The organism is Marinobacter sp. F3R08, from assembly GCF_018860425.1.
GTDB lineage: Bacteria > Pseudomonadota > Gammaproteobacteria > Pseudomonadales > Oleiphilaceae > Marinobacter.
In genome coordinates this window covers 211,196-232,078 of record NZ_JAHKPI010000020.1, presented here as the reverse complement: position 1 = coordinate 232,078, position 20,883 = coordinate 211,196, and the positions used below count along the sequence as shown (strand labels likewise).

General features: G+C 55.3%; 18 protein-coding genes. 13 read left to right on the top strand and 5 right to left on the bottom strand.

Annotation, left to right across the window (positions count from 1 at the left end; genetic code table 11):
* Positions 1–99 precede the first annotated feature (99 nt).
* Together KO499_RS13430 and KO499_RS13425 are read right to left on the bottom strand one after the other, a co-directional pair.
* Positions 100–1,239, bottom strand: a complete 1,140-nt coding sequence (locus KO499_RS13430) for a DcaP family trimeric outer membrane transporter (RefSeq protein ID WP_215984263.1) — start codon at positions 1,237–1,239, stop codon at positions 100–102.
* A gap of 194 nt (positions 1,240–1,433) precedes the next feature.
* Positions 1,434–2,435: a LysR family transcriptional regulator gene (locus KO499_RS13425; RefSeq protein WP_215984262.1), complete on the bottom strand. Its 1,002-nt coding sequence runs from the start codon at positions 2,433–2,435 to the stop codon at positions 1,434–1,436.
* 230 nt (positions 2,436–2,665) lie between these two features.
* Here KO499_RS13425 and KO499_RS13420 point away from each other — a divergent pair, with 230 nt between their 5' ends.
* The 8 genes from KO499_RS13420 (at position 2,666) to KO499_RS13385 (ending at position 13,132) form a co-directional block, all read left to right on the top strand.
* Positions 2,666–4,009, top strand: a complete 1,344-nt coding sequence (locus KO499_RS13420) for a hypothetical protein (RefSeq protein WP_215984261.1) — start codon at positions 2,666–2,668, stop codon at positions 4,007–4,009.
* A gap of 95 nt (positions 4,010–4,104) precedes the next feature.
* Complete coding sequence (locus KO499_RS13415; RefSeq protein ID WP_215984260.1) at positions 4,105–5,265, top strand: acyl-CoA dehydrogenase family protein; 1,161 nt, start codon at positions 4,105–4,107, stop codon at positions 5,263–5,265.
* Positions 5,266–5,279: 14 nt separating this feature from the next.
* Positions 5,280–6,503, top strand: a complete 1,224-nt coding sequence (locus KO499_RS13410; RefSeq protein ID WP_215984259.1) for a CaiB/BaiF CoA transferase family protein — start codon at positions 5,280–5,282, stop codon at positions 6,501–6,503.
* Between the two features lie 92 nt (positions 6,504–6,595).
* A complete protein-coding gene (locus KO499_RS13405) occupies positions 6,596–8,695 on the top strand; it encodes a 3-hydroxyacyl-CoA dehydrogenase NAD-binding domain-containing protein (protein ID WP_215984258.1) in 2,100 nt (699 codons plus the stop codon).
* A gap of 163 nt (positions 8,696–8,858) precedes the next feature.
* Entirely contained in the window at positions 8,859–9,638 is a 780-nt protein-coding gene (locus KO499_RS13400; protein WP_215984257.1) for an IclR family transcriptional regulator domain-containing protein, read from the top strand.
* A gap of 316 nt (positions 9,639–9,954) precedes the next feature.
* On the top strand, positions 9,955–10,947 hold the full coding sequence (locus KO499_RS13395) for a Bug family tripartite tricarboxylate transporter substrate binding protein (protein ID WP_215984256.1): 993 nt from the start codon (positions 9,955–9,957) through the stop codon (positions 10,945–10,947).
* An 82-nt stretch (positions 10,948–11,029) separates the two neighbouring features.
* Complete coding sequence (locus tag KO499_RS13390) at positions 11,030–11,566, top strand: tripartite tricarboxylate transporter TctB family protein (RefSeq protein WP_215984255.1); 537 nt, start codon at positions 11,030–11,032, stop codon at positions 11,564–11,566.
* Positions 11,567–11,647: 81 nt separating this feature from the next.
* The gene (locus tag KO499_RS13385) at positions 11,648–13,132 is read left to right on the top strand and encodes a tripartite tricarboxylate transporter permease (RefSeq protein WP_215984254.1); all 1,485 of its coding nucleotides are present in this window, start codon (positions 11,648–11,650) and stop codon (positions 13,130–13,132) included.
* 92 nt (positions 13,133–13,224) lie between these two features.
* Here KO499_RS13385 and pcaF read toward each other — a convergent pair whose 3' ends face one another.
* From pcaF to KO499_RS13370, 3 genes are read right to left on the bottom strand one after another with little or no spacing between them, the layout of a single operon-like run.
* Positions 13,225–14,427: a 3-oxoadipyl-CoA thiolase gene (pcaF, locus tag KO499_RS13380; protein ID WP_215984253.1), complete on the bottom strand. Its 1,203-nt coding sequence runs from the start codon at positions 14,425–14,427 to the stop codon at positions 13,225–13,227.
* A gap of 8 nt (positions 14,428–14,435) precedes the next feature.
* Positions 14,436–15,212 carry a CoA-transferase subunit beta gene (locus tag KO499_RS13375; protein WP_215984252.1) on the bottom strand — a complete coding sequence of 259 codons (777 nt, stop codon included), beginning with the start codon at positions 15,210–15,212 and terminating at the stop codon, positions 14,436–14,438.
* A complete protein-coding gene (locus tag KO499_RS13370; protein ID WP_215984251.1) occupies positions 15,212–16,027 on the bottom strand; it encodes a CoA transferase subunit A in 816 nt (271 codons plus the stop codon). Before KO499_RS13370 ends, KO499_RS13375 begins: the two co-directional genes overlap by 1 nt.
* A gap of 161 nt (positions 16,028–16,188) precedes the next feature.
* Between KO499_RS13370 and KO499_RS13365 the strand changes: the two genes are divergently transcribed.
* From KO499_RS13365 to KO499_RS13345, 5 genes are all read left to right on the top strand, one after another.
* Positions 16,189–16,992, top strand: coding sequence for an IclR family transcriptional regulator domain-containing protein (locus tag KO499_RS13365; RefSeq protein ID WP_228339951.1), 804 nt, complete (start codon positions 16,189–16,191; stop codon positions 16,990–16,992).
* Between the two features lie 252 nt (positions 16,993–17,244).
* The gene (locus KO499_RS13360; RefSeq protein ID WP_215984250.1) at positions 17,245–18,171 is read left to right on the top strand and encodes a LysR family transcriptional regulator; all 927 of its coding nucleotides are present in this window, start codon (positions 17,245–17,247) and stop codon (positions 18,169–18,171) included.
* A 158-nt stretch (positions 18,172–18,329) separates the two neighbouring features.
* The gene (locus KO499_RS13355; RefSeq protein ID WP_215984249.1) at positions 18,330–19,322 is read left to right on the top strand and encodes an ABC transporter substrate-binding protein; all 993 of its coding nucleotides are present in this window, start codon (positions 18,330–18,332) and stop codon (positions 19,320–19,322) included.
* Positions 19,322–20,110, top strand: coding sequence for an ABC transporter permease (locus tag KO499_RS13350; RefSeq protein WP_215984248.1), 789 nt, complete (start codon positions 19,322–19,324; stop codon positions 20,108–20,110). Before KO499_RS13355 ends, KO499_RS13350 begins: the two co-directional genes overlap by 1 nt.
* The gene (locus tag KO499_RS13345) at positions 20,110–20,880 is read left to right on the top strand and encodes an ABC transporter ATP-binding protein (RefSeq protein ID WP_215984247.1); all 771 of its coding nucleotides are present in this window, start codon (positions 20,110–20,112) and stop codon (positions 20,878–20,880) included. Before KO499_RS13350 ends, KO499_RS13345 begins: the two co-directional genes overlap by 1 nt.
* The last annotated feature ends 3 nt before the right edge of the window (positions 20,881–20,883 follow it).

Sequence of the window (20,883 nt, the reverse complement as noted above, 5' to 3'; positions counted from 1 at the left end):
CCGCGCACAGATCCTGTGGCGCGGGTTTTTTATTTCTTGGGCTTCGCCTTTCCGGGACTGCCCGGATTCTCGTGGCAGTACGAAGACGTTAGCTGTGGTTCAGAAATTATATTGCGCAGCGAACATCAGGCGGTTGGCATCGCCCTCGTCACCGCTTACTTTTTCTACCTGGAACCGTCCGTACTCTACGCCCAGCATAACGCTCTTCACAGGAGACCATTTGTAGGTAACAAAAGCATTTGTGTTGCGTTCATGCTTGTCGGCAACGGTTAATCCATCCGCTACCGCATCGTCCCAGTCCATTGTGGTCATTCCGTACACGGCGCTGAGTGATCCTGGCCCAACCTTGATTGTGGTGCCGAGATTGGCGCTGTAACCAACGATGGTTTCAACATCGCTCCCGTTCATGTAAGCGTCTTCACCGTAGTAATTGGTGCCAGAGCGCCAAAGGTAGCTGTTAGCCCCATCCGTATAGTTGACATTACCCTGAATGCTTACGGTATCGGTCACCTGGAACCTGGCTGCGCCGAAGACAGCAAAGCCCAGGGCAGAATCATCGTTGGTGCCGGTGTCGTACCCGACTTCCTGAATGAGCGCAGCAGAGGAGAACTTCAGTGCTCCGGCTTTATTTTCGTAACGCGCAGTCAGCGTAGGCAGGCCGCTTTTGGTGGCCTGATCAAGGATGTTGGGCTTTGGGTCTTCCACGGCGATGGTAAGGTTTCCGTGGATGTAGCGTACTTGTGCGGTTCGGTTATAGAGGCCTGCGTTGCCGGCGACGCCGTCCATTTCGAGTACGGACGTGTTACCAACAAAGCTGTTGTAGTTGGACCAGGTCCGGCCCATTAGCCAATTCCCATACTGCCCATAGGCGTGGCGCAAGCGAAGTTGGCCACCGCTGGTGCCACCCCTGAAATCACCTTCCAGGTTAACCATGACACCATTGGTCATGCGTGTGCGAATGCCCAGGCGGGATTGAACGGCATCAGCTCCAAAGTATCCGGAGGCTTCGTTGTCTTCTGCGGCGCCGGTGTTGATCTGGCTGAAGTCGCCGGAACGGGTGCCACTGCTTCTGCTGATGTCTTCGTTAATGTCGTAAGACGCGTTCAGCCGTGCGTAGCCGTAAATATCGATCTTGGCATTTTCCGTTTCGATCTGGAGTGCGCTTGCGGTATTTGCCAGGCCAAGAATGAGAACGCCGGAAAATAATTGTACTGAAGAGGACAGTTTGTTTTTGGTCATCTTTGGTGCCTTTGTCAACGTTGTTTTTGCTGTTGCCGCAGGGCAGTGGCACGGTATGACGCAATTAACCACCACCCGGATCTCGCGGGCGGCAGAAATTATCAGTGTGGCATCAGGCGAACAATTACCTAAATTGGATTGCAGCTATGCCGCAAATCTATAGATCGATATCTGTTTTAGTCATTACTGCGATGTTACGCCTCGGCCAGGCCATAATCGGAGGGCGCGCTGATACTGTCCAACGCGTTGTTGCCAAACAGCGGGCGACCTTCCCAGATGCCGTCTGCGACCTGAAGCGTGACCTGATTCATGATGATTTCGGCGAGCTTCAGGGTGGCCAGGGAGGGAGGCAGGTCGCGCGGCGTTGCAATGGCCAGCGACCGGTGAAGTTTCGGCGTATCAATCGGGATGGCCACGACTTCTTTACGCATCACCATTTCATAGACCGAGGCGTAAGACAGTACCGTATAGCCCAGCCCACGTCTTACCAGATCCGTTAACAATGGCCACGCGTTAACCTCAATGGCCAACTGGAGTTTCTTCTGGTGTTTCACGGCTTCTTTTTCCATGAGTTCGCGCAGGCCGTGCTTTTCTTCCGGCATGACCAGGGGTAACTCAAGCACCTCTTCCAGGGAGATGCTTTGACGCAGGGCGAGTTTGTCTGTGGGGGGAGCAATCAGGAAAAAGCGCTCTTCGATGAGTGGTGTGTGCTGTACATGCTTGTGCTTGCCGTGGTTGTAGGTGACCGCAAGATCCACACGATGCTGTGACACCATTTGCTGCAAGGTGCCGCTCATAGCGGATTTGACGGAGAGCCTGACACGGGGGAATTTTCGGCGGAACTCGCTGATGAGGCTGCCGGAAAACGTATCGGCTGCGGTAGGTAACATGCCAAGAATAACCTGCCCGGTGACTTCACCCGCAATAGCGGCCACGGAAGCCTGGGTACGCTCCAGATCCTGAAAAATGGCCATCGCTTTTTCGTACAGCAATTCGCCTGCGACGGTGAGCGCGACCCCACGGCCGTGCCGCACAAACACCTCGGCGTTAAGGGCCTCCTCCATCAAACGGATTTGCCGGCTCAGGGCTGGCTGGGCAATGAACAGTTTTTCCGAGGCGCGACTGAAGCTGCCAACCTCTGCAATGGTGAGAAAGGTGTTGAGTTGGCGCAGGTCGATCTTTAGCTGAAATGACATAGGGTGTATTCGCCTGAAGCGGTTGCTGGTTTTCCTCAGGATGTCGCTGTCTGATGGCAGCGCCAATAAGGTATCTAATAATTAAATAGAATATATACAAAGTATATAATAGTGGCATTTTTTTTGTGATGGTATCTTGCGCGCTCAATCCAGAAAGCCAGTTATGGAACAAGCGTTATGAGTAGAGCCGGTCTGAGCCTGGCAACTGCACGCGGTGGGCTAGCGACACAGTGATAAAAGGAGCGACGTTACACCGTCTGCGCTCGGGTCTTGCCTACCTTGCCCTGTGTTTTGGCGCTCTGGCGTTCCTGCCCGGTAGATCTGCTGTTGTGGCGTTGCTGGCTTGTGTCGTGATTTTTCTGGGGTGGGGGCAGCTACGCCCGGTCGCCCGGGTGATTGCGTCGCTGATCCTGCTGGTCGCTGTACTGGCTCTGGTGGTGAATCCCGACGTTCTCGCCAGTGCGGTTCAGCGCATGGCCGGAATCACCGGGCTGATCCTGGCGGTGATGTTGCTGTCGGCGGTACTCAGTACCTCGAAGGATTTGGCGGTGATTTCCCGAAGTCTGTTCGGTGGCCGTGCGGCGGCCCGTTATCTCGGGTTGAGCCTCGGTACCGGGGTATTGGCGATCCCACTGAACTTCGGATCGGTAGGGTTGGTCGCCACCATGATTGGTAAACAGGTACAGGATGGTGGTGATGATGCAGCCACCCGAAACGCGTCGCGGGCGGTCATTCGGGGATTTGGTGCTTCGCCGATGGCGTCGCCATTATCGATAGCGGTAGCGCTGACGGTGACCTTGTTACCGGGGCTGGCGAGCTGGACGCTGCTGGTATGGAGCATCCCATTTGCGCTGAGCTATCTCTTGGTCGGGGTATGGTTTCGGGAGACCGAGTTCGGTGCTTCGTCGGTGTTGGGCGTGACGGACGACTCTGGAGTTGGTGAGGTACACGCATTCTGGCCGTGGGTGCGGTTTGTAGGATTGGCGCTGTTTATCTCGCTGGAAGCCTATGCACTCAATACCCGAGCGGGCCTGACCTACTCTCAAGCGGTAACCCTGAGCTGCCTGACCGTGATTATTCTTTATCTGGTGATCACGCGTCTGGTTGTCGGGACTGTCAACCTGCCGTCTATGGCGAACGTCTCCAATGAGTTGGCGATTATGGGTGGTGCGTCTTTTCTGGGGGGCGCACTGACAGTTACCGCGCTGAGTTCGCTGGGCAGCGATTTTGCGCTGCCAGGCTGGGCGTACGCCGTCGCGGTAACCTGCATACCGTGGTTGTTTTATGCCGGTGGGGCGGTCGGGGTCAATCCCATTTTAACAGCAACGGTTTTCGGGGGTGTGTTAGGTCCTATCTGGCCAGAGTCCTCTATTCTCGGACTTGGTATTGCCATGGTCACGGGCTGGGGGGTCACCATTGCCGGCACCCCCTATTCGGCAAACGCCATACTGCTTGAGCGATTTACCGGCTATGACGCGCGGACGGCGTCCTACGGCTGGAACCTGTCTTATTCGTGTTTTTTCCTGGGGCTCAGCAGTTGCCTGAGTGCAATCGTGGTGGCCGTTTCGGCCTGATCGTTATAGCAGCTCTTCAGGAACATTGATTTTCATTAACTGACTGCCGATTTGATGGGTGGTCGTCGTCAACGTATCGAAAGGTGGAGGCCATAATGGCGCTTGATCAAGAAACTCTGAACCAATTTATCGACAGTGTGCGCCGTTATGTACGGGACCGCCTCGTACCCCTGGAAATGCAGGTTGCGGAAGAAGATCGCATTCCTGAAGAAGTGATTGAAGAAATGAAGGATATGGGCCTGTTCGGTTTGTCCATCCCGGAAGAATTCGGTGGTCTGGGTCTGACGATGTCGGAAGAAGTCGCCATCATCCAGGAAATGGGGTACACCTCACCGGTCTTCCGCTCGATGTTCGGCACCAACGTGGGTATTGGCTCCCAGGGTATTGTGATTGATGGCACCCCGGAACAGAAAGCCAAGTACCTGCCCAAGCTGGCCACCGGCGAGTTGATTGGTTCTTTTGCGCTGACCGAGGCTGATGCCGGCTCCGATGCGGGCTCAGTAATGACCAGTGCCCGTCGCGATGGCGATGACTACATTATTAATGGCAGCAAGCGCTTCATCACCAACGCTCCCCGTGCCGGTGTGTTCACCGTGATGGCCAGAACGGGTACTCGCGAAGAAGGTGGGCGGGGCGTGTCCGCTTTCCTGGTGGACGCCACGTTGCCGGGTATTTCTCTGGGTAAGCCTGATAAAAAGATGGGGCAGAAAGGAGCGCATACCTGTGATGTGATTTTTGAGAACGTTCGGGTGCCAGCGGATGCCTTGATCGGTGGTAAAGAAGGTCAGGGTTTTAAAACCGCAATGAAAGTGCTGGACAGAGGGCGTTTGCACATCAGCGCTCTGAGCGTGGGTACGGCCAAGCGCCTGATTGATGAAAGTGTTACCTACGCCACCCAGCGCAAGCAGTTCGGTACGGAGATCAGCAATTTTCAGCTGGTGCAGGCGATGCTTGCGGATAGCCAGACAGAATACTACGCCGGAAAATGCATGGTTGAAGCAACCGCATGCTCCTACGATGCCGGTGAATCGGTGTCGCTGAATGCTGCCAGCTGCAAGCTGTACTGCACGGAAATGGTTGGCCGGGTTGCCGATCGGGCCGTGCAGGTTCACGGTGGCGCCGGCTATATCAGTGAGTACTGCGTCGAGCGTTTCTACCGGGATGTGCGGCTATTCCGCTTGTACGAAGGTACCTCTCAGATACAGCAGCTGGTAATCGCCAAGCAGATAATCCGTAACGCCCAACACGCGCTTTGATCGAGGAGACTGTTATGTCAGGCCCATTGTCGGGTATTCGAGTACTTGATTTGTCCCGTGTTATGGCGGGGCCGTGGTGCACTCAGATCCTCGCTGACCTGGGTGCGGAGGTTATCAAAATCGAGCGTCCCGGGTTGGGTGATGACACCCGGCACTGGGGGCCTCCCTGGTTCAAGGACTCGCAGGGTAATACCACTAAACAGTCGGCCTATTATCTTTCCGCCAACCGCGGGAAGCATTCGGTGACGGTGGATATCGGCAGCCCTGAGGGTCGCGTACTGATTCAGGAGTTGGCGGCAGAGTGCGATGTGCTGGTCGAGAATTTCAAAACCGGCGGGCTCGACAAGAAAGGCCTGGGTTACGCAGATCTGTCCAAAATCAATCCAGGGCTTATCTACTGTTCGGTCACCGGGTTTGGTCATACCGGTCCGATGGCTGCGGATGCTGGCTACGATTATCTGATACAGGCACAGTCCGGGTTGATGAGCATTACCGGTGTTCCTGACGGTCAGCCCGGCGCAGGCCCGATGCGGGTAGGTATGGCGGTCGCCGACCTGACCACCGGTATGAACGCCGTGATTGCCATCTTGTCGGCTGTTCATCACCGCACGAATACCGGTGAGGGGCAGCATCTCGACATGGCGTTGCTGGATGTTCAGGTCAGCTGGATGGCGAATCAGGCCCAGAATTATTTCTGCAGCGGCAAGGTGCCTGGTCGTACGGGAGAGTATCACCCCAACCTTGCACCCTATCAGCCATTCCCCACGAAAGACGGAAAGGTGATCATTGCGGTCGGAAACGACGGTCAGTTCCAGCGTCTGTGCAAGGCACTGGGCCAGCCGGAGCTGGCGGAAGATCCGCGCTTTGCCACCAACCCGCAGCGTGTCCTCCACCGGGAAGAGCTGGTGGGAAAACTGTGTGAATTCACGCGTACCAGAACCAGCCGGGATTGGATGGATTGCCTGGTCGGCGTACATGTTCCCTGTGGCCCCATTCAGAATCTTGCCGAGGTCTTTGAAGACCCGCAGGTGCAGGCCCGCAATATGAAAATTGAGCTGGAGCATCCTCAGCTGGGCAAAGTGCCGGGCATTGCTAACCCGATCAAGTTCTCCAAAACCCCGCAGGTCTATCAAAAAGCGCCCCCGTTGCTGGGTGAAGATACCGATGCGATTCTTGAGCGCGTGCTTGATAAGTCGCCTGAAGAAATCGCGTCGCTGCGGGCCAGGGGTGTTCTCTAGGTTAGTCGTAAAACTCTTTCAACTTTCTCCATCGCCAGAAGCCGTCGCGCAAGCACGGCTTCTGCTATTCAATCTCACAGGAGAGCCTCACTATGGTGGTTTCCTATCGCCGAGTAGACGAACTTGCTGTTATCACGATTAATAACCCACCGGTAAATGCCCTTTCACACGGCGTCCGCAAAGGCGTTCTTGACGCCATAACCACCGCCCAGGCAGACGACTCCAAAGCCGTTGTTATTGTGTGCGAAGGTCGCACGTTTATTGCCGGTGCTGACATCAGCGAATTCGGCAAACCCATCGAAGCGCCGTCTTTGCCTCAGGTTAATGCGGCGATTGAAGCCTCGGCCAAGCCGGTGATTGCGGCAATTCATGGCACTGCCCTGGGCGGAGGCTTTGAAGTGGCGCTGAGCTGCCATTACCGTTGCGCGCTTGATTCGGCTGCGGTCGGGCTTCCCGAGGTCACCCTTGGGCTGCTGCCCGGCGCAGGGGGAACCCAGCGAGTGCCCCGGCTAATTGGTGTACAGGCGGCGCTTGATATGATCACCAGCGGACAGAAAATTGCCGCGGAGAAAGCACGTGCGTTGGGGCTGATTGATCGCGTGATCGATGGCCCTCTTGAAGAGACCGCACTGGCTTACGCTCGTGAGCTGGTGGCAGCGGGTGCCGGCCCCCGGCGTGTCAGCGATACCTCCATTCCGGCTGAGAGTTTCGATAGTGACGCGTTCGAGGCCTATCGCAAGGTGCTTCGCAAGCGTAAGCGCGGGCAGGAAGCGCCACAGCGCATAGTCGATTGTATCGAAGCTGCCATGGCGAAGCCGTTCGATGAAGGGCTGGCTTACGAACGCTCCCGATTTGTCGAGTGTTGTGAGTCGGAGCAATCGGCGGCATTGCGGCACATGTTCTTCGCTGAGCGTCAGGCGCCGAAGGTGCCGGGGCTGGGTAAATCCATTGCTTCTCGAGCTATTGATCGCGTAGCTATCATTGGTGCCGGAACCATGGGTGGTGGAATCGCCATGTCTTTTGCCAATGCGGGTATCCCGGTCACTTTGCTGGAGCTCAATCAGAAGGCTCTGGATGCTGGACTGGCGCTGATTGGCAAGAATTACACGACCACCGTCAGCAAAGGCAAACTCTCGCAAGAGCAGGCAGCTGCGCGTCAGGCATTGATCGCCGGCACCACGGATTATGAAGCGCTGGCCGATGTTGATCTGGTGATCGAAGCGGTTTTTGAAAGTATGGATGTCAAAAGACAGGTATTCGGTCGCCTTGATGAGGTCTGCAAAGAAGGCGCGATTCTGGCGTCGAATACCTCATACCTGGACGTCAACGAGATTGCGGCAGCAACCTCGCGTCCTCAGGATGTCGTGGGATTGCACTTCTTCAGCCCGGCAAACGTTATGCGGCTGCTTGAAGTTGTCCGTGCGGAAAAGACCGCGGAAGACGTGATCGCGACCGCTATGGCTCTGGGTAAACGCATCGGTAAAGTACCTGTGCTGGCCGGCGTTTGCTATGGCTTCATTGGCAACCGGATGTTGCGGCAGTACGCGCGTGAGGCCCAGCTTTGTATGATAGAAGGGGCAGAGCCCGAGCAAATCGATCGCGTACTGACCGGGTTTGGCATGGCCATGGGCCCGCTGGCCGTGGGTGATCTGGCCGGTCTGGATATCGGCTACAAGGCGCGACAGGCGCTGACGGATGAACAGAAAGGCGACCCGCGCAGCTACTGTATTGCAGACACACTGGTTGAAATGGGACGACTGGGGCAAAAGACCGGTGCCGGGTACTACCGTTACGATCCCGAGACCCGCGCCCGCTCAGCGGATCCAGAGGTTCTGGCTGTCATCGAGGAGCAGGCCGGGCAGCAGGGCGTGGAACGTCGTGTGCTCGGCGATGAGGAAATTCTTGATCGGCACCTCATGGGGTTGATCAATGAAGGCTTCCGCATTCTGGAAGAAGGCATTGCCCAGCGCCCGAGTGACATCGACGTCGTATATGTGCACGGTTATGGGTTCCCTTCGTACCGGGGCGGGCCCATGTTCTATGCCAGCCGTCGCGGCCTGAGCGCGGTGTATGAATGCATAGAGCGTCTTTATAAGAGTACCGGCGAGGCGCATTGGGCCCCCGCCCCATTGCTGAAAAAACTGGTCGAGTGCAACCTGACTCTTGACGACTGGATGGCCGGAAAAGACTGAGTTCAGAAACTCGGAACCGGGGCAGGGCGTAGCGCTCAGTCCCGGGATTTTCCGGATGCAAGCGGCTTGCATAGTCCATTCGTCACTGTCATTATCCGCCGCTTCGAACAACTGTCCGATTATCGAACGGTTGCTGGAGCTAATTAAGAGGGGATGAGTCAGGATGAGTCACCACAAATCAGATGCTGCCGGTGCAGACAAGGAATTCCTGTCTACATTTGCGCGCGGACTCGATGTTATACGGTCCTTTGACACCGATACGCCATCGATGACCTTGTCGGCAGTGGCGGAAAAAAACAACCTTTCGAGGGCTTCTGCGCGTCGTTTTCTGCTGACGTTGCAAAAGCTCGGCTATGTTTCCCAGGATGATAAAAAGTTTGGCCTGACCGCCAAGGTCCTGGAACTTGGCTATTCGTATCTGGCGTCGCTGGATTTCTCGGAAACCGTTACACCGATCATGGAAGAGGTCTCCTATCAGTTGGGTGAATCCTGTTCCGCTCTGGTGCTCGATGGTGTCGATATTGTCTATGTCGCCCGAATTCCCCGTCGTGGTTTGATTCCGATGAACCTTCAGATCGGAGCGCGTTTACCAGCTTACGCCACGTCCGGAGGGCGGGTTCTGATGGCTTCGCTGCAGAGCCCTGAGCTGGAAGATGTCATGGAAAAAACGCAGTTTGAACAACTGACCGCTTACACCAAGGGGCCGGAGGCGCTCAGAACCGAGTTGAGCAAGATTCGCTCTGATGGCTATGCGATTGTGGATCAGGAACTCGAGCTGGGTATGAGGGCGCTGGCTGTGCCGGTGTTTGATCGTCGTGGTACGGCCCGGTTTGCGCTGAACTCCAGTAGTCATGTCAGCTCGGTTTCGATGGAGCACATTGTCAGTGAGTATGTACCCATCATGCAGCACGCTGCCCGAAAACTCACCGAAGTACTGCCCTGAACGCTTACCTGAATGCATTAGCCCCCGTTGAAAAGGGGGCTGTTTACCTTCCTCCTGCGCCGCTTGAAGGCGTCTTTTCCTGATTCGGCTCTGTGCTGTGTTCTGCTCTGAAAATCTCAATGATGGGGTGGGGTTAGCGACACTCGTTGCTTTCATTCGTCCTGCTGCGCGTCTTTTTTCGCTGAAGGTGGTGGATGTGTATGGGGAAAAATCTTGCACCTTGTTCGCGAATATGTGAGATTACGTACCCGCGCAATATGCGAACATAAGTTCGATAAACGAACATTTATCTTTGCTGAGTAGGATAACCATAAAAATGCTGAAATTCGTGAAGAGTCGTGTAAGAAACAAGTTCCTGTACGCCCTGACGGCAGTATCGCTGTCCTGTGGTGGGTTGGTGCAGGCGGATGAATGGCCTGAGGACAACATACGTCTGGTGGTTCCCTATTCTGCAGGTGGTACAACGGATCTCCTGTCTCGGAAGGTTGCTGATCTGCTGCAAAAAGAGCTGACGACCGTGGTCGTGGAGAACCGTCCAGGTGCCGGATCTACCGTGGCGACCGGCCAGCTGGCGCGCGGCGGGCGTGGTTCCGATCATATGCTGTTGATGGCATCTCCCGGTCATACCATTGGCGCCTCCCTGTATCCGAACCTTCGTTATGATCCGGTGGCTGACTTCGCCTTTGTGCGCAACGTGATTAATATTCCAAACGTGATGGTGGTGCCGGGTGATAGCCCCTACAACACCGTCGCTGAATTTGTTGAGGCTGCCCGCAAGCAGGAAATGTCGTTCAGTTCGCCGGGTATCGGCAGTTCGGTTCACATGTCTGGTGAGCTGTTCAAGAACCTGACTCAGACCCAGCTTGTTCACGTGCCTTTCCGCGGCTCGGGTGAGGCGCTTCCAGCCCTTCTGTCCGGCGATGTGGATGTGGCTTTTGAGAACATGCCAACGGTTTATCCCCATATTCAATCCGGCAAACTCAAGGCGTTGGCCGTGACCACACCGAGTGCGTCCGAGTTCTTGCCAGACGTACCAACAATGCAGGACGCGGGCAAAGGCTATGGTCTTGAAACCTATGAAACGTCTGCCTGGTTTGGTCTGATCGCGCACAAGTCGTTTCCTGAAGAAGGGATGGTCAAGCTTCAGGCGGCACTGGATAAGGTCATGGCCGGCGAAGAGTTCACGAAGTTCCTGCCGCAGTTTGGCGCAGAAGCCGGAACCGTTGTGGGCGACGACTTCCGCCAGTTTGTTCAGGGCGAAGTTCAGAAGTGGTCTGACGTTGCAGAGAAAGCAAATCTGAAACGTTGATCCAGGCTGCGTTCGGGGCGGAGCTTACCTACCGGTAAGCCCGCCTTTTTCTTTGAGACAGATCGTTATACAGGGCCTAATCATGGAAAAGTCTGAACTGCAATTTGCCGCAGCCAGTGAATCCCATTATGGCAGGTGCAATCCGAACTCGATTCTGGGGGGCACTTTTTCTATTCTGGCATTGGGCTTTTTGTTCTACGTAATCCCCGCGTTCATCGAGATACCTGCTTACATGCAGCACCCGCTGCTGTCACCGCGATTCCTGCCTCAGCTGGCGGGTTGGCTGGTGTTGGCGCTGTCTCTCCTGCTGATGATTGATGGCCTGATAAAACCACCAAAACGCAGTGAGACGGATGAGTTTCGTCGCGGTGTTCCCATCATGCGCCAGGTTCTCATGGTCGCCGCCGGTATTGTCTACGTGCTGTTTTTTGAGGAGCTCGGTGCCATCGGCAGCGGTGTTCTGGCCAGTGTTCTGCTGTTCCTGGCAAGCGGATTGCGCACTATCTGGGTGTATGCCCTGGCAATTATTTTTCCCGCTGTTGTGACTTTGCTGTTTATTTATGTGCTCAACGTTCCTCTTCCTCCTGGAACGCTTTGGGAGTCGCTCTCACTGATCTGAACCGCGCTCCTGATTCTCAGGAACGCACGTCGATAATGGCGTTCGTCTGTTCTCAGGTATTACGTATTTGGGTTGCTCATAATGGAAAACTTTTCTGAAGTACTGGCCCTCTTTCTGAGTGTCGATAATTTTCTTGCCATTGCGGCTGGGGTGCTGGTTGGCGTTGTGGTTGGTGCTATTCCCGGGCTGACGGCCACCATGGCGGTAGCTCTGGCGTTACCATTTACGTTTTCAATGGAGCCGGTCACTGCCATTCTGCTGCTGGTTGGTATCTATAAAGGCGGGATGTACGGTGGCTCGATTACGGCCATTCTGATCCGTACCCCGGGCTCTCCTGCTTCCGCCTGTACGTTGTTGGACGGCTATCCCATGGCGCAGCAGGGCAAGGCCAAGAAGGCCTTGAAAACGGCGCTCTATTCATCGGTCGTGGCGGATATGATATCCAACGTTGCTCTTATCTTCTTTGCGTCTTATCTGGCGAAGATTGCGCTGAACTTCGGGCCTCCCGAGTATTTCTGGCTGATTTGTTTCTCGCTGACCATTATCGTTTCGGTATCGGGTAGTTCGGTGGTCAAAGGCTTGATTGCGGCTGGTCTGGGTATCATCGTTTCCACCATCGGTCTGGATGCGGTATACGGTACCCAGCGACTGACTTTCGATAACTACAACCTGATGGACCGGGTTTCCTTTATTCCTTTGTTGATCGGCCTGTTCGCCATTCCTGAAGTGATTGAGTTCTATACTTCCAAGGTCGCTCCGCACATTCGTACCGCGGTCAGTGGGGCATCGCTGACATGGAAAGAGTTCAAGGGGCTGTTGAAAACGATTGTCCGCGGTAGCGTTATCGGCGTTATTATCGGTGCGATCCCGGGCACCGGAGCCACCTCGGCAGCGTTTATTTCCTACAGCGAAGCCAAGCGAACGTCACCCCGGAAAGCGAACTTTGGGAAGGGTGAAGTGGAGGGTGTGGCAGCAGCCGAGTCGGGTAACAACGGTGTGGCCGGCGCGACATTGATTCCGCTGCTTTCACTGGGTATTCCGGGCGATGTGATCACGGCTATCATTCTGGGAGCCTTCATGATTCATGGCCTCACACCCGGCCCGGTTCTGTTCCAGGAAAACCTGACGCTGGTCTATGCGCTGTTCTGCGGCATTATGGTGAGCTCATTCGTGTTGGTGTTTGTTGGCAACGCGGCGATTCGTTACTTTTCTCTTATTGCCGATATTCCCAAAACCATCCTGTTACCCATCGTGCTGATGTTCTGTATTTACGGGGCTTATGCGGTCAATAACAGCACTTTTGATATTGGCCTGATGCTGGCTTTCGGTGTTCTCGGTTTCGTGTTCAACCGGACGGGCATCGCCGCGGCACCCTTCCTGATAGGGTTTATTCTCGGTCCTATGTTTGAGGACAACCTCAGGCGGACCATGCTCATCAGCAAGGGAGATCTTTCGATCTTCTTCCGGGGGCCGATTACCTGGGTGTTCATCCTGCTTACCGTAGCTTCCCTGATTTTTGCGATTCGTCGCTATTGGGTGGCCCGGAAAGAAGATGCGTTAGCGTGATGACGTTGGCGTGATCTGAAAAGGCAGGGGGCGAGCTCGCCCTGTGTATGACTGACGAGCCCCGGTATTACCGGGGCTCGTTGCGTTGGGGCTTATACCCGTTCGATCAGGGTCGCAATTCCCTGACCAACTCCGATGCACATGGTGCACAGAGCGTAGCGTCCACCGGTACGCTGCAACTGGTAGGCGGCGGTCATCATCAGGCGTGTGCCGGACATGCCCAGTGGGTGCCCAAGGGCAATGGCGCCACCATTCGGATTCACCCGCGGATCGTCGTCGGCAACGCCAAGCTCCCGCAGGACGGCCAGCCCCTGGGCGGCGAAAGCTTCGTTCAGCTCGATCACATCAATGTCCTGGATGCCGATGCCGTGCTTTTCCAGCAACTTGCGGGTGGCCGGTACCGGGCCTATCCCCATGATGCGCGGTTCAACGCCAGCGGTGGCCATGCCCAGCACTTTCGCCACAGGCTTGAGGTTGTGTTGCTGCACTGCGTCGGCGCTGGCCACGAACATGGCGGCGGCACCGTCATTCACTCCTGACGCATTGCCAGCGGTAACGCTGCCGCCTTCGCGGAACGGGGTGGGCAGTGCGGCGAGCTTGTCGAGGGTAGTGCTGCGGGGATGTTCGTCAGTGTCGAATACCAGCGCTTCCTGTTTACGACGAGGTATCAGAACAGGCACGATTTCTTCGGCAAACACACCGTCGCTCTGGGCTTTGGCGGTCTTTTGCTGCGAGCGCAGTGCGAACAGATCCTGATCTTCGCGAGACACCTTGAACTGTTCGGCAACGTTCTCGGCGGTTTCCGGCATGGAGTCCACACCGTATTCTTTCTTCATCAGCGGGTTCACAAAGCGCCAGCCGATGGTGGTGTCCTCGATTTTCTGATTGCGGGAGAAGCCGCTGTCGGCTTTACCCATCACATAGGGCGCCCGTGACATGGATTCGACGCCACCTGCCAGTACGAGATTCATTTCACCACTGCGAATGGCGCGAAAGGCCGTGCCCACTGCGTCCATGCCGGAGCCACACAACCGGTTAATGGTAGTGCCTGGTACTGAGGTAGGTAGTCCGGCGAGCAATGCTGACATGCGCGCTACATTGCGGTTATCTTCTCCGGCCTGGTTGGCGCAGCCCATGATGACTTCGTCGATGGCGGCCGGGTCCAGTCCGGGAGCCTCTGCCAGCAGCGCTTTGAAGATCTGAGCGGCCAGATCATCCGGGCGCACACTGGCCAGGGTACCGCCAAAGCGGCCGATGGCCGAGCGGCGGGGATGGCATAAAAATACGTCAGTCATAATAAACCTCAATGTTGGCCGGCATGGTGGGCATCGGTGCGTGCTTTCAGGCTGCGCAGGATTTCCAGCTCTTTTGCCGTGGGTGCAGGGGTGGTTCCGAGTTCGTCGGCGAAGCGGATTTCCCAGCCGGTCGCGTTGATCACGTCTTCACGGGTCACACCCGGATGTAACTGGTGCACGACCAGTTCTCTGGTTTCCGGATCTGGTTTGAGAACGCACAAGTCGGTGATGACGACGGTTGGTCCCCGACCAATGTTGGGAACGTTGTCCCGGGCCTTGCCGTCACGACCGAAGCCGACCGTCGTAAGAAAGTCTACGTCTTTCACAAAGGTGCGTTTGGAGTGTTTCAGGGTGATAAACACTTCTTTTGCGTTGGTGGCTATTTCCGGTGCGCCGCCACCTCCGGGCAGGCGGACTTTGGGCGCCCGATAATCGCCAATCAGTGTGGTGTTCAGGTTGGCGTAGCGGTCAATCTGGGCGGTGCCCAGGAAGCCAACACTGATGTGGCCGCCCTGGAGCCAATAGCGAAACATCTCCGGTACAGACACGGTGGTCAGGGCTGACTGACACAGCTCTCCGTCGCCGATGGACAGGGGTAATACATCGGGCCTGGTCTGAAGGGTTCCGGATTCATAGATCAGGGTGATATCCGGCGCATGTGTCAGGCGCGCCAGGTTTGCGGCTTCGCTGGGCAGGCCGATGCCAACAAAGCAGGTCATCTCGCTGGTCAGTGCGCGGGCAGCAGTAACGCTCATCATTTCTGAAGACGTAAATTCAAGGCTCATCACGCAGCTCCTTTCTCAAACACGTTGGCTTTCATCCAGGCCTGGAAGGCCTCCCGGTCTCGGGCAATGCCGTCCCAGTCTTTGTAAAAAGCGTTGTCGCGGTCGTAGTAGCCCAGGGCGTAGGATGGGCTGGCCCCCTTCGGTGCCTCGGCAATTGCCGTAATGGCCCAGGATGGAAGAACACAGGCATTCACGCCGGCGTTGAGGTCATCGACGATTTCCTCAACGGTGACGATGCTGCGACTGGCGGCCAGCACCACTTCCTTCTGAATACCGACAATGCCTTCGATCAGTACGTTGCCGTTGCGATCAGCGCGCTGGGCATGAATTACGGCCACATCCGGACGGACGGAGCGCACTGCGGCCAGGCGCTCACCGGTAAATGGGCAGTCGATGAACTCGATCTGGTCATTCACCTTGGGCAGATCGCTACCTATATAGCCGCGCAGCACCGCGAAGGGCAGACCCGCAGCGCCGGCATCGTAGGCACAGGCCATCGCTGCGTGGCTGTGTTCGAGAATTTCGATACTGTTGGGCCAGTCGTTTTCCAACGCATCACGAAGACGATGCAATGAGCCGACCCCCGGGTTGCCGCCCCATGAGAAGATAAGTTTTTTCGCGCAGCCTGCCCCGATCATCTGGTCGTAGACCAGATCTGGCGTCATCCGGATCAAGGTGAGATCACGCTTTTTCTGCCGAATGACCTCATGTCCGGCGGCGAATGGAATCAGATGGGTGAACCCTTCCATCGCCACGGTGTCACCATCGTGAATGTGCTTGCTCACCGCTTCACGGAGAGAGAGAAAATCAGCCATCGGAGATCCTCATAGTGGTTGATGTTCGCTATCTGAACATAAGTTTTATATGCGAACATGATCGCTTGATTCGATTTACATCGTCAAGGCCAAATGTGCCCAGGCGCAGGGTGTCGGTCCGTTGTTCGCACTGCGAACATGCTGATAGGATATTCGCCCAGATGAAAACACTGAAAGGGTCGAGAATGGATGAACCTAGCCTTAAGCCCGGAGACCGGGATTTTGTAAGTGCCCTGGCGTCGGGGCTTGAAGTGCTGCAAGCCTTCGATGGTGAGTCTCCGCGCATGACGTTGAGCGAAGTTGCGGCGCGTGCCGGTATGGATCGTGCCAAGGCCCGGCGTTTCGTTCTAACGCTGCACGCTCTTGGATTTGTGAAGCGAGTGGGGCGCCAGTTTGAGCTGACACCCAAAGTTCTGCAGCTGGGTTACGCCTATCAGGCTTCCAACCAGTACCGCGCGGTGATCGAGCAGTACCTGGGCGAGATTACGGCGGAATTGGGGGAGTCCTCGTCACTGGCGGTGCTTGATGGCCAGGACGTGGTTTACGTGGTGCGCTCATCGGCCCGCCACAGGTTGATGGCCATTACTCTGTCGGTCGGTACGCGGTTGCCGGCTGTCTATACATCCATGGGCCGGGTATTGCTTGGTCAGCTGACGGATAAGGAGTTGGACAGCTTTCTGGAGAGTGTCGAGCTGCACCCCGCCACGCCCAATGCCATCAGCGCCAAGGAGCCTATGAAAAAGGAAATACTGAACGTTCGGCAACAGGGTTTTGCCATTGTCGATCAGGAACTGGATTCCGGTCTGCGTTCGGTTGCGGTGCCGGTATACACGAGCAGCAATGTGTTGCTGGGCGCGCTTAACATCAGCACCAATGCGGCGAGGGTGGACATGAAAACTCTGATGACGGTCTATTTGCCCCGGTTGCAGGATGTTGCGGCGAGAATACAGAGAATCACGCAATAGTCAGTGCCAGTGCAACGCCATGCTTGCTCTCATTCTAAATCGCTCTCTGGACTCTCTGGACTCTCTGGACTCTCTGGACTCTGTGGGCTTGGGAGACTCAGGCAGAACTCCGGGCACCAAGGCAGTGGGCCTGTTCGGAATTGCAGCTTTGCCCACCCTTCTGGTCTAGAATAATGCGTGTTAATTGTGGAAACGTTAAGTAGCAAACGCTGGTACGTAAGTGCCATAACTTAATAATTACAGTAACCCGCCATGAATCTGTCTGATATTGACCTGAAGCTGTTGCGAGTTTTCCATGCGGTCGTTGAAGCTGGTGGCTTTACCAGTGCCCAGACAGTGCTCAATGTCAGCCCTTCCACGATCAGTTCGCACATGAGTCAGCTGGAGGCAAGGATTGGTTTCGTGCTTTGTGAGCGCGGCCGGAGTGGATTTCGGCTAACCACCAAAGGTGAGGCTTTTCATCAGAATGTACTGGCATTCTTCGGAGCCGTTTATGCACTTGAAGCCAGTGCCGAAGGGCTTCGTCGGGGCACTATTGAAAGTGTGCGTATAGGAATAATTGATAATCTGGTTACTGACAAAAACTGCCCGCTCCACAAAGCACTTGGCGATCTTTTTTCCCAGCCAGACAGCGCCATTGAACTGTCCATTCAGGTGCTTTCGCCCCAGGACATTGAGAGGGAATTGTTGGAGCAGAACCTGGACATAGGCATTGGGATTTTTTATCAGTCTTCGCAGAGTCTGGATTACCGCCCTCTTTATCAAGAGAGGGATGTGTTGGTGTGCTCCGGCAGTAACGCCCTTGCTAACCTGAAAGATCCTCGTAAGCTGGCCCAGGAAATTACGTCGGCGCCCAAAGTTGTTCGCAACTTTATGCAAAAACAGGAATTTCCATTTATTGGGGACGACGATAACAGTGTGATCGCTGCGGTAACGAATGTGGAATCCGCGGCTTTTATGATTCTGAATGGCCCGTTCATTGGTTTTCTGCCCTACCATTATGCTCAGCGGTGGATAGCTTCTGGTGATCTGATGGGGCTTCTCCCTGATAAATTTATTCGTTATTCACAGGTTTCCCTGGTCACGCGAAGAAATGACCTGCAGAGATCTCCCGTTCTTACCAATTTCATTCGTCGCCTTGAAAAAGAGCACAAGGTGCACCGTCACATTGCGAGATGATCTGTTTCGGTGCGAAACCCTGGCTTGCTTCAGGAAAACCGTAGTAAACATGGAAACACCGCTATTTTAGCGTTCCCCGCGAATACCTAGGATCGTTGTCATGAACGAAATGGTGACATGTTCGTTCACCCCGACACTGACTCTGAAAAGGATTCGTCATGAAACGTTCCATCACTTCGCTTGCAGCTTCATGCATTATCACTCTGAGTGCCACTCAGGCGGCCACCGCTGAAGATCTTGCCCATGTTACCGCCGGACACCTGATTGCTCTCGATATGGCGCCATTGTTTGTAGCGAAAGAATCTGGTTGTTTTGCCAAGCATGGTCTGGAAGTGGAGACCCGTTTTTTTGCCAACCCTGGGGATAACAGTGCTGCCCTTGCTGGCGGAGCTATCGATTTCAGTACCAATCCCTTCACTCTGGCGTTCTTCGCGGCCAATAGTGGTGTGCCCATCCGGGTTGTCAGCGCAGCCGGTGGCTGGGGTGTTATGGAGGTAGTTGCAGATGGTGATCTGGGGCTAAATTCCATGGAAGACCTTCGTGAGTATATCGAGTCTGATGGTCCTCGATTGCGAGCAGCAGTATTGCAGGGTGACACCCTGGAGCTGATTTTGGTCGCTGAACTGGAGCGTATGGGGTTGGATGCCGATGCACTCGAGTTTGTGTATTTTGATGATCTTCTGGCGATGGTGGAATCTTTCCGTAGTGGCAACACGGATATTCTCAGTCATATCAAGCCCTACACCTCAGACATGGTTGCTAGCCGCGGCGCCACGGTCATTACCAATAATGCTGAAGCATGGGCTACCAAGGCTCCTAATACGGTTGTCAGTGTTCTGGACAGCACTCTGCAGGAACGGCCGGAGTTGGTTGAAGGCTATCTGAGAGGCCTTCGTTGCGCTGCTGATATCATCAACAATGACCTACCGACGGCTCTGACCTATCTGGAGGATGGCAACTACTTCCGTGTTTCAGAAGGCGCACTTGAACAGGCATTCGAGTCTGCACCTGAACCCATCAGTTTCGATCCCGATATCGAGTCTGTACAGAGAGTATTGGATGACCTTGAAGGTCTGGGCTATATCAAGCCGGGTACAACTGCTGACAGCATATTCCGCACAGCCATGATCAAAGAACTGGAGCAGGAGTAATGTCTACCCCGGCATGGGACAAGGCGGCCCCTTGGGTGGTGGGTGGGATTTCTGTGGCCTGTGTCATCGCTGCATGGGAGATTGCAGGCGTAGCCGAGTTGCCGGTGACTACCGTGCTGCCGCCTCCCAGCCAGTTTATGGCAATGGTGATAGAGAGTGATTTCCGGATAGGGCTGGGGTCGCAGTCCGCCACACTCCTGGAATCTTTATCCTCTACATTCGGGCGGGTGTTTGCTGGCATGTTATTGGCCTTTGTTGCGGCAATCATCACCGGTGCAGCTATCAGCCTGTCCCGGTTCACCACCTGGTGTGTCAGCCCTTTTCTCTATCTTCTGGCACCCATTGCGCCTATCGCCTGGATACCCACTGCTATCGTGGTGTTCGGTATTAACAACGCCACCGCGATCTTTATCGTCTTTATGGGGGTCTACTTCATTCTGACCATAGGCACACTCGCTGAGATCCGGCGAGTGCCGGCAGAGTATGGAATTGTTGCGGGCAATCTGGGGGCTAGTCGTTGGCAGCAGTGGCTGTTCGTGGTGATGCCAGCCATTCTTCCGGGTGTTTTTACTCTGCTTCGGACAAACTTCATAGCAGCCTGGATGGCCGTATTGGTAGCCGAAATGGTTGGGCTTCGAGATGGGCTTGGCGCGATCATCATGATGGGCCGTAACCTCTTCAATAATGAACTGATTATGTTTGGAATGCTCGTTATTGGAGTCTCTGGCTTTGTTGTAGATCGTAGCCTCGCGCTGATTGGAAACCGGATTCTCTGGTGGAGAGTGTGATGGCGGTAGCAACGGAGAGTCAGGAGCCCGTATTCAGGCTCGATGACCTGACTGTGAATTTTCGTGGGCAGTCCGGCCCTGTGCCCAGCCCTTTGCAAGGGCTGAATCTGGACATACGTGCGAATGAGATAACAACGATTCTGGGCGCATCTGGCTGTGGCAAGAGCACGTTGCTGAGAACGCTTGGGGGCTTTGTTATCCCAGAGGATACCGGAGGGGTGCTTTACAAGAAGCAATTCCTGACCGGACCGACAACCGACATCGTTATGATCTTTCAGGAGAATAACCTTTATCCCTGGCTGACCGTAAAGGGGAATGTTCGGTTTGGTCTGCGGTTTCGCAAAAACGCACCCGAGGATCTCGATAAAGCTGTCGCTGACATGTTGAGTAACGTTGGGCTTTCGGATGCTGCGCGGGCATACCCCCATCAGCTGTCAGGCGGCATGCGCCAACGCACAGCCATTGCCCGTGCTCTGATAACGCGCCCGAGAGTGTTGCTGCTGGATGAGCCTTTCAGTGCCCTGGATATTAGTCTGAAGCGGCGGATGCATTCGATGATTCATACGCTGCAGGAAGAAACCGACATATCGATGGTTATGGTGACTCATGATGTTGAAGAGGCCATTACTGTGGGAGACCGGGTCCTGGTCCTTGGCGGGAATCCGGCGAATGTTCTTGTGGATGCGGACGCGAGAGGGCCGGAAATGCGGGATCGCTACTCGAAAGAATATCTCAACCTGCAGAAAAAAATAGAGGAAGTCATCTTCTAGGGG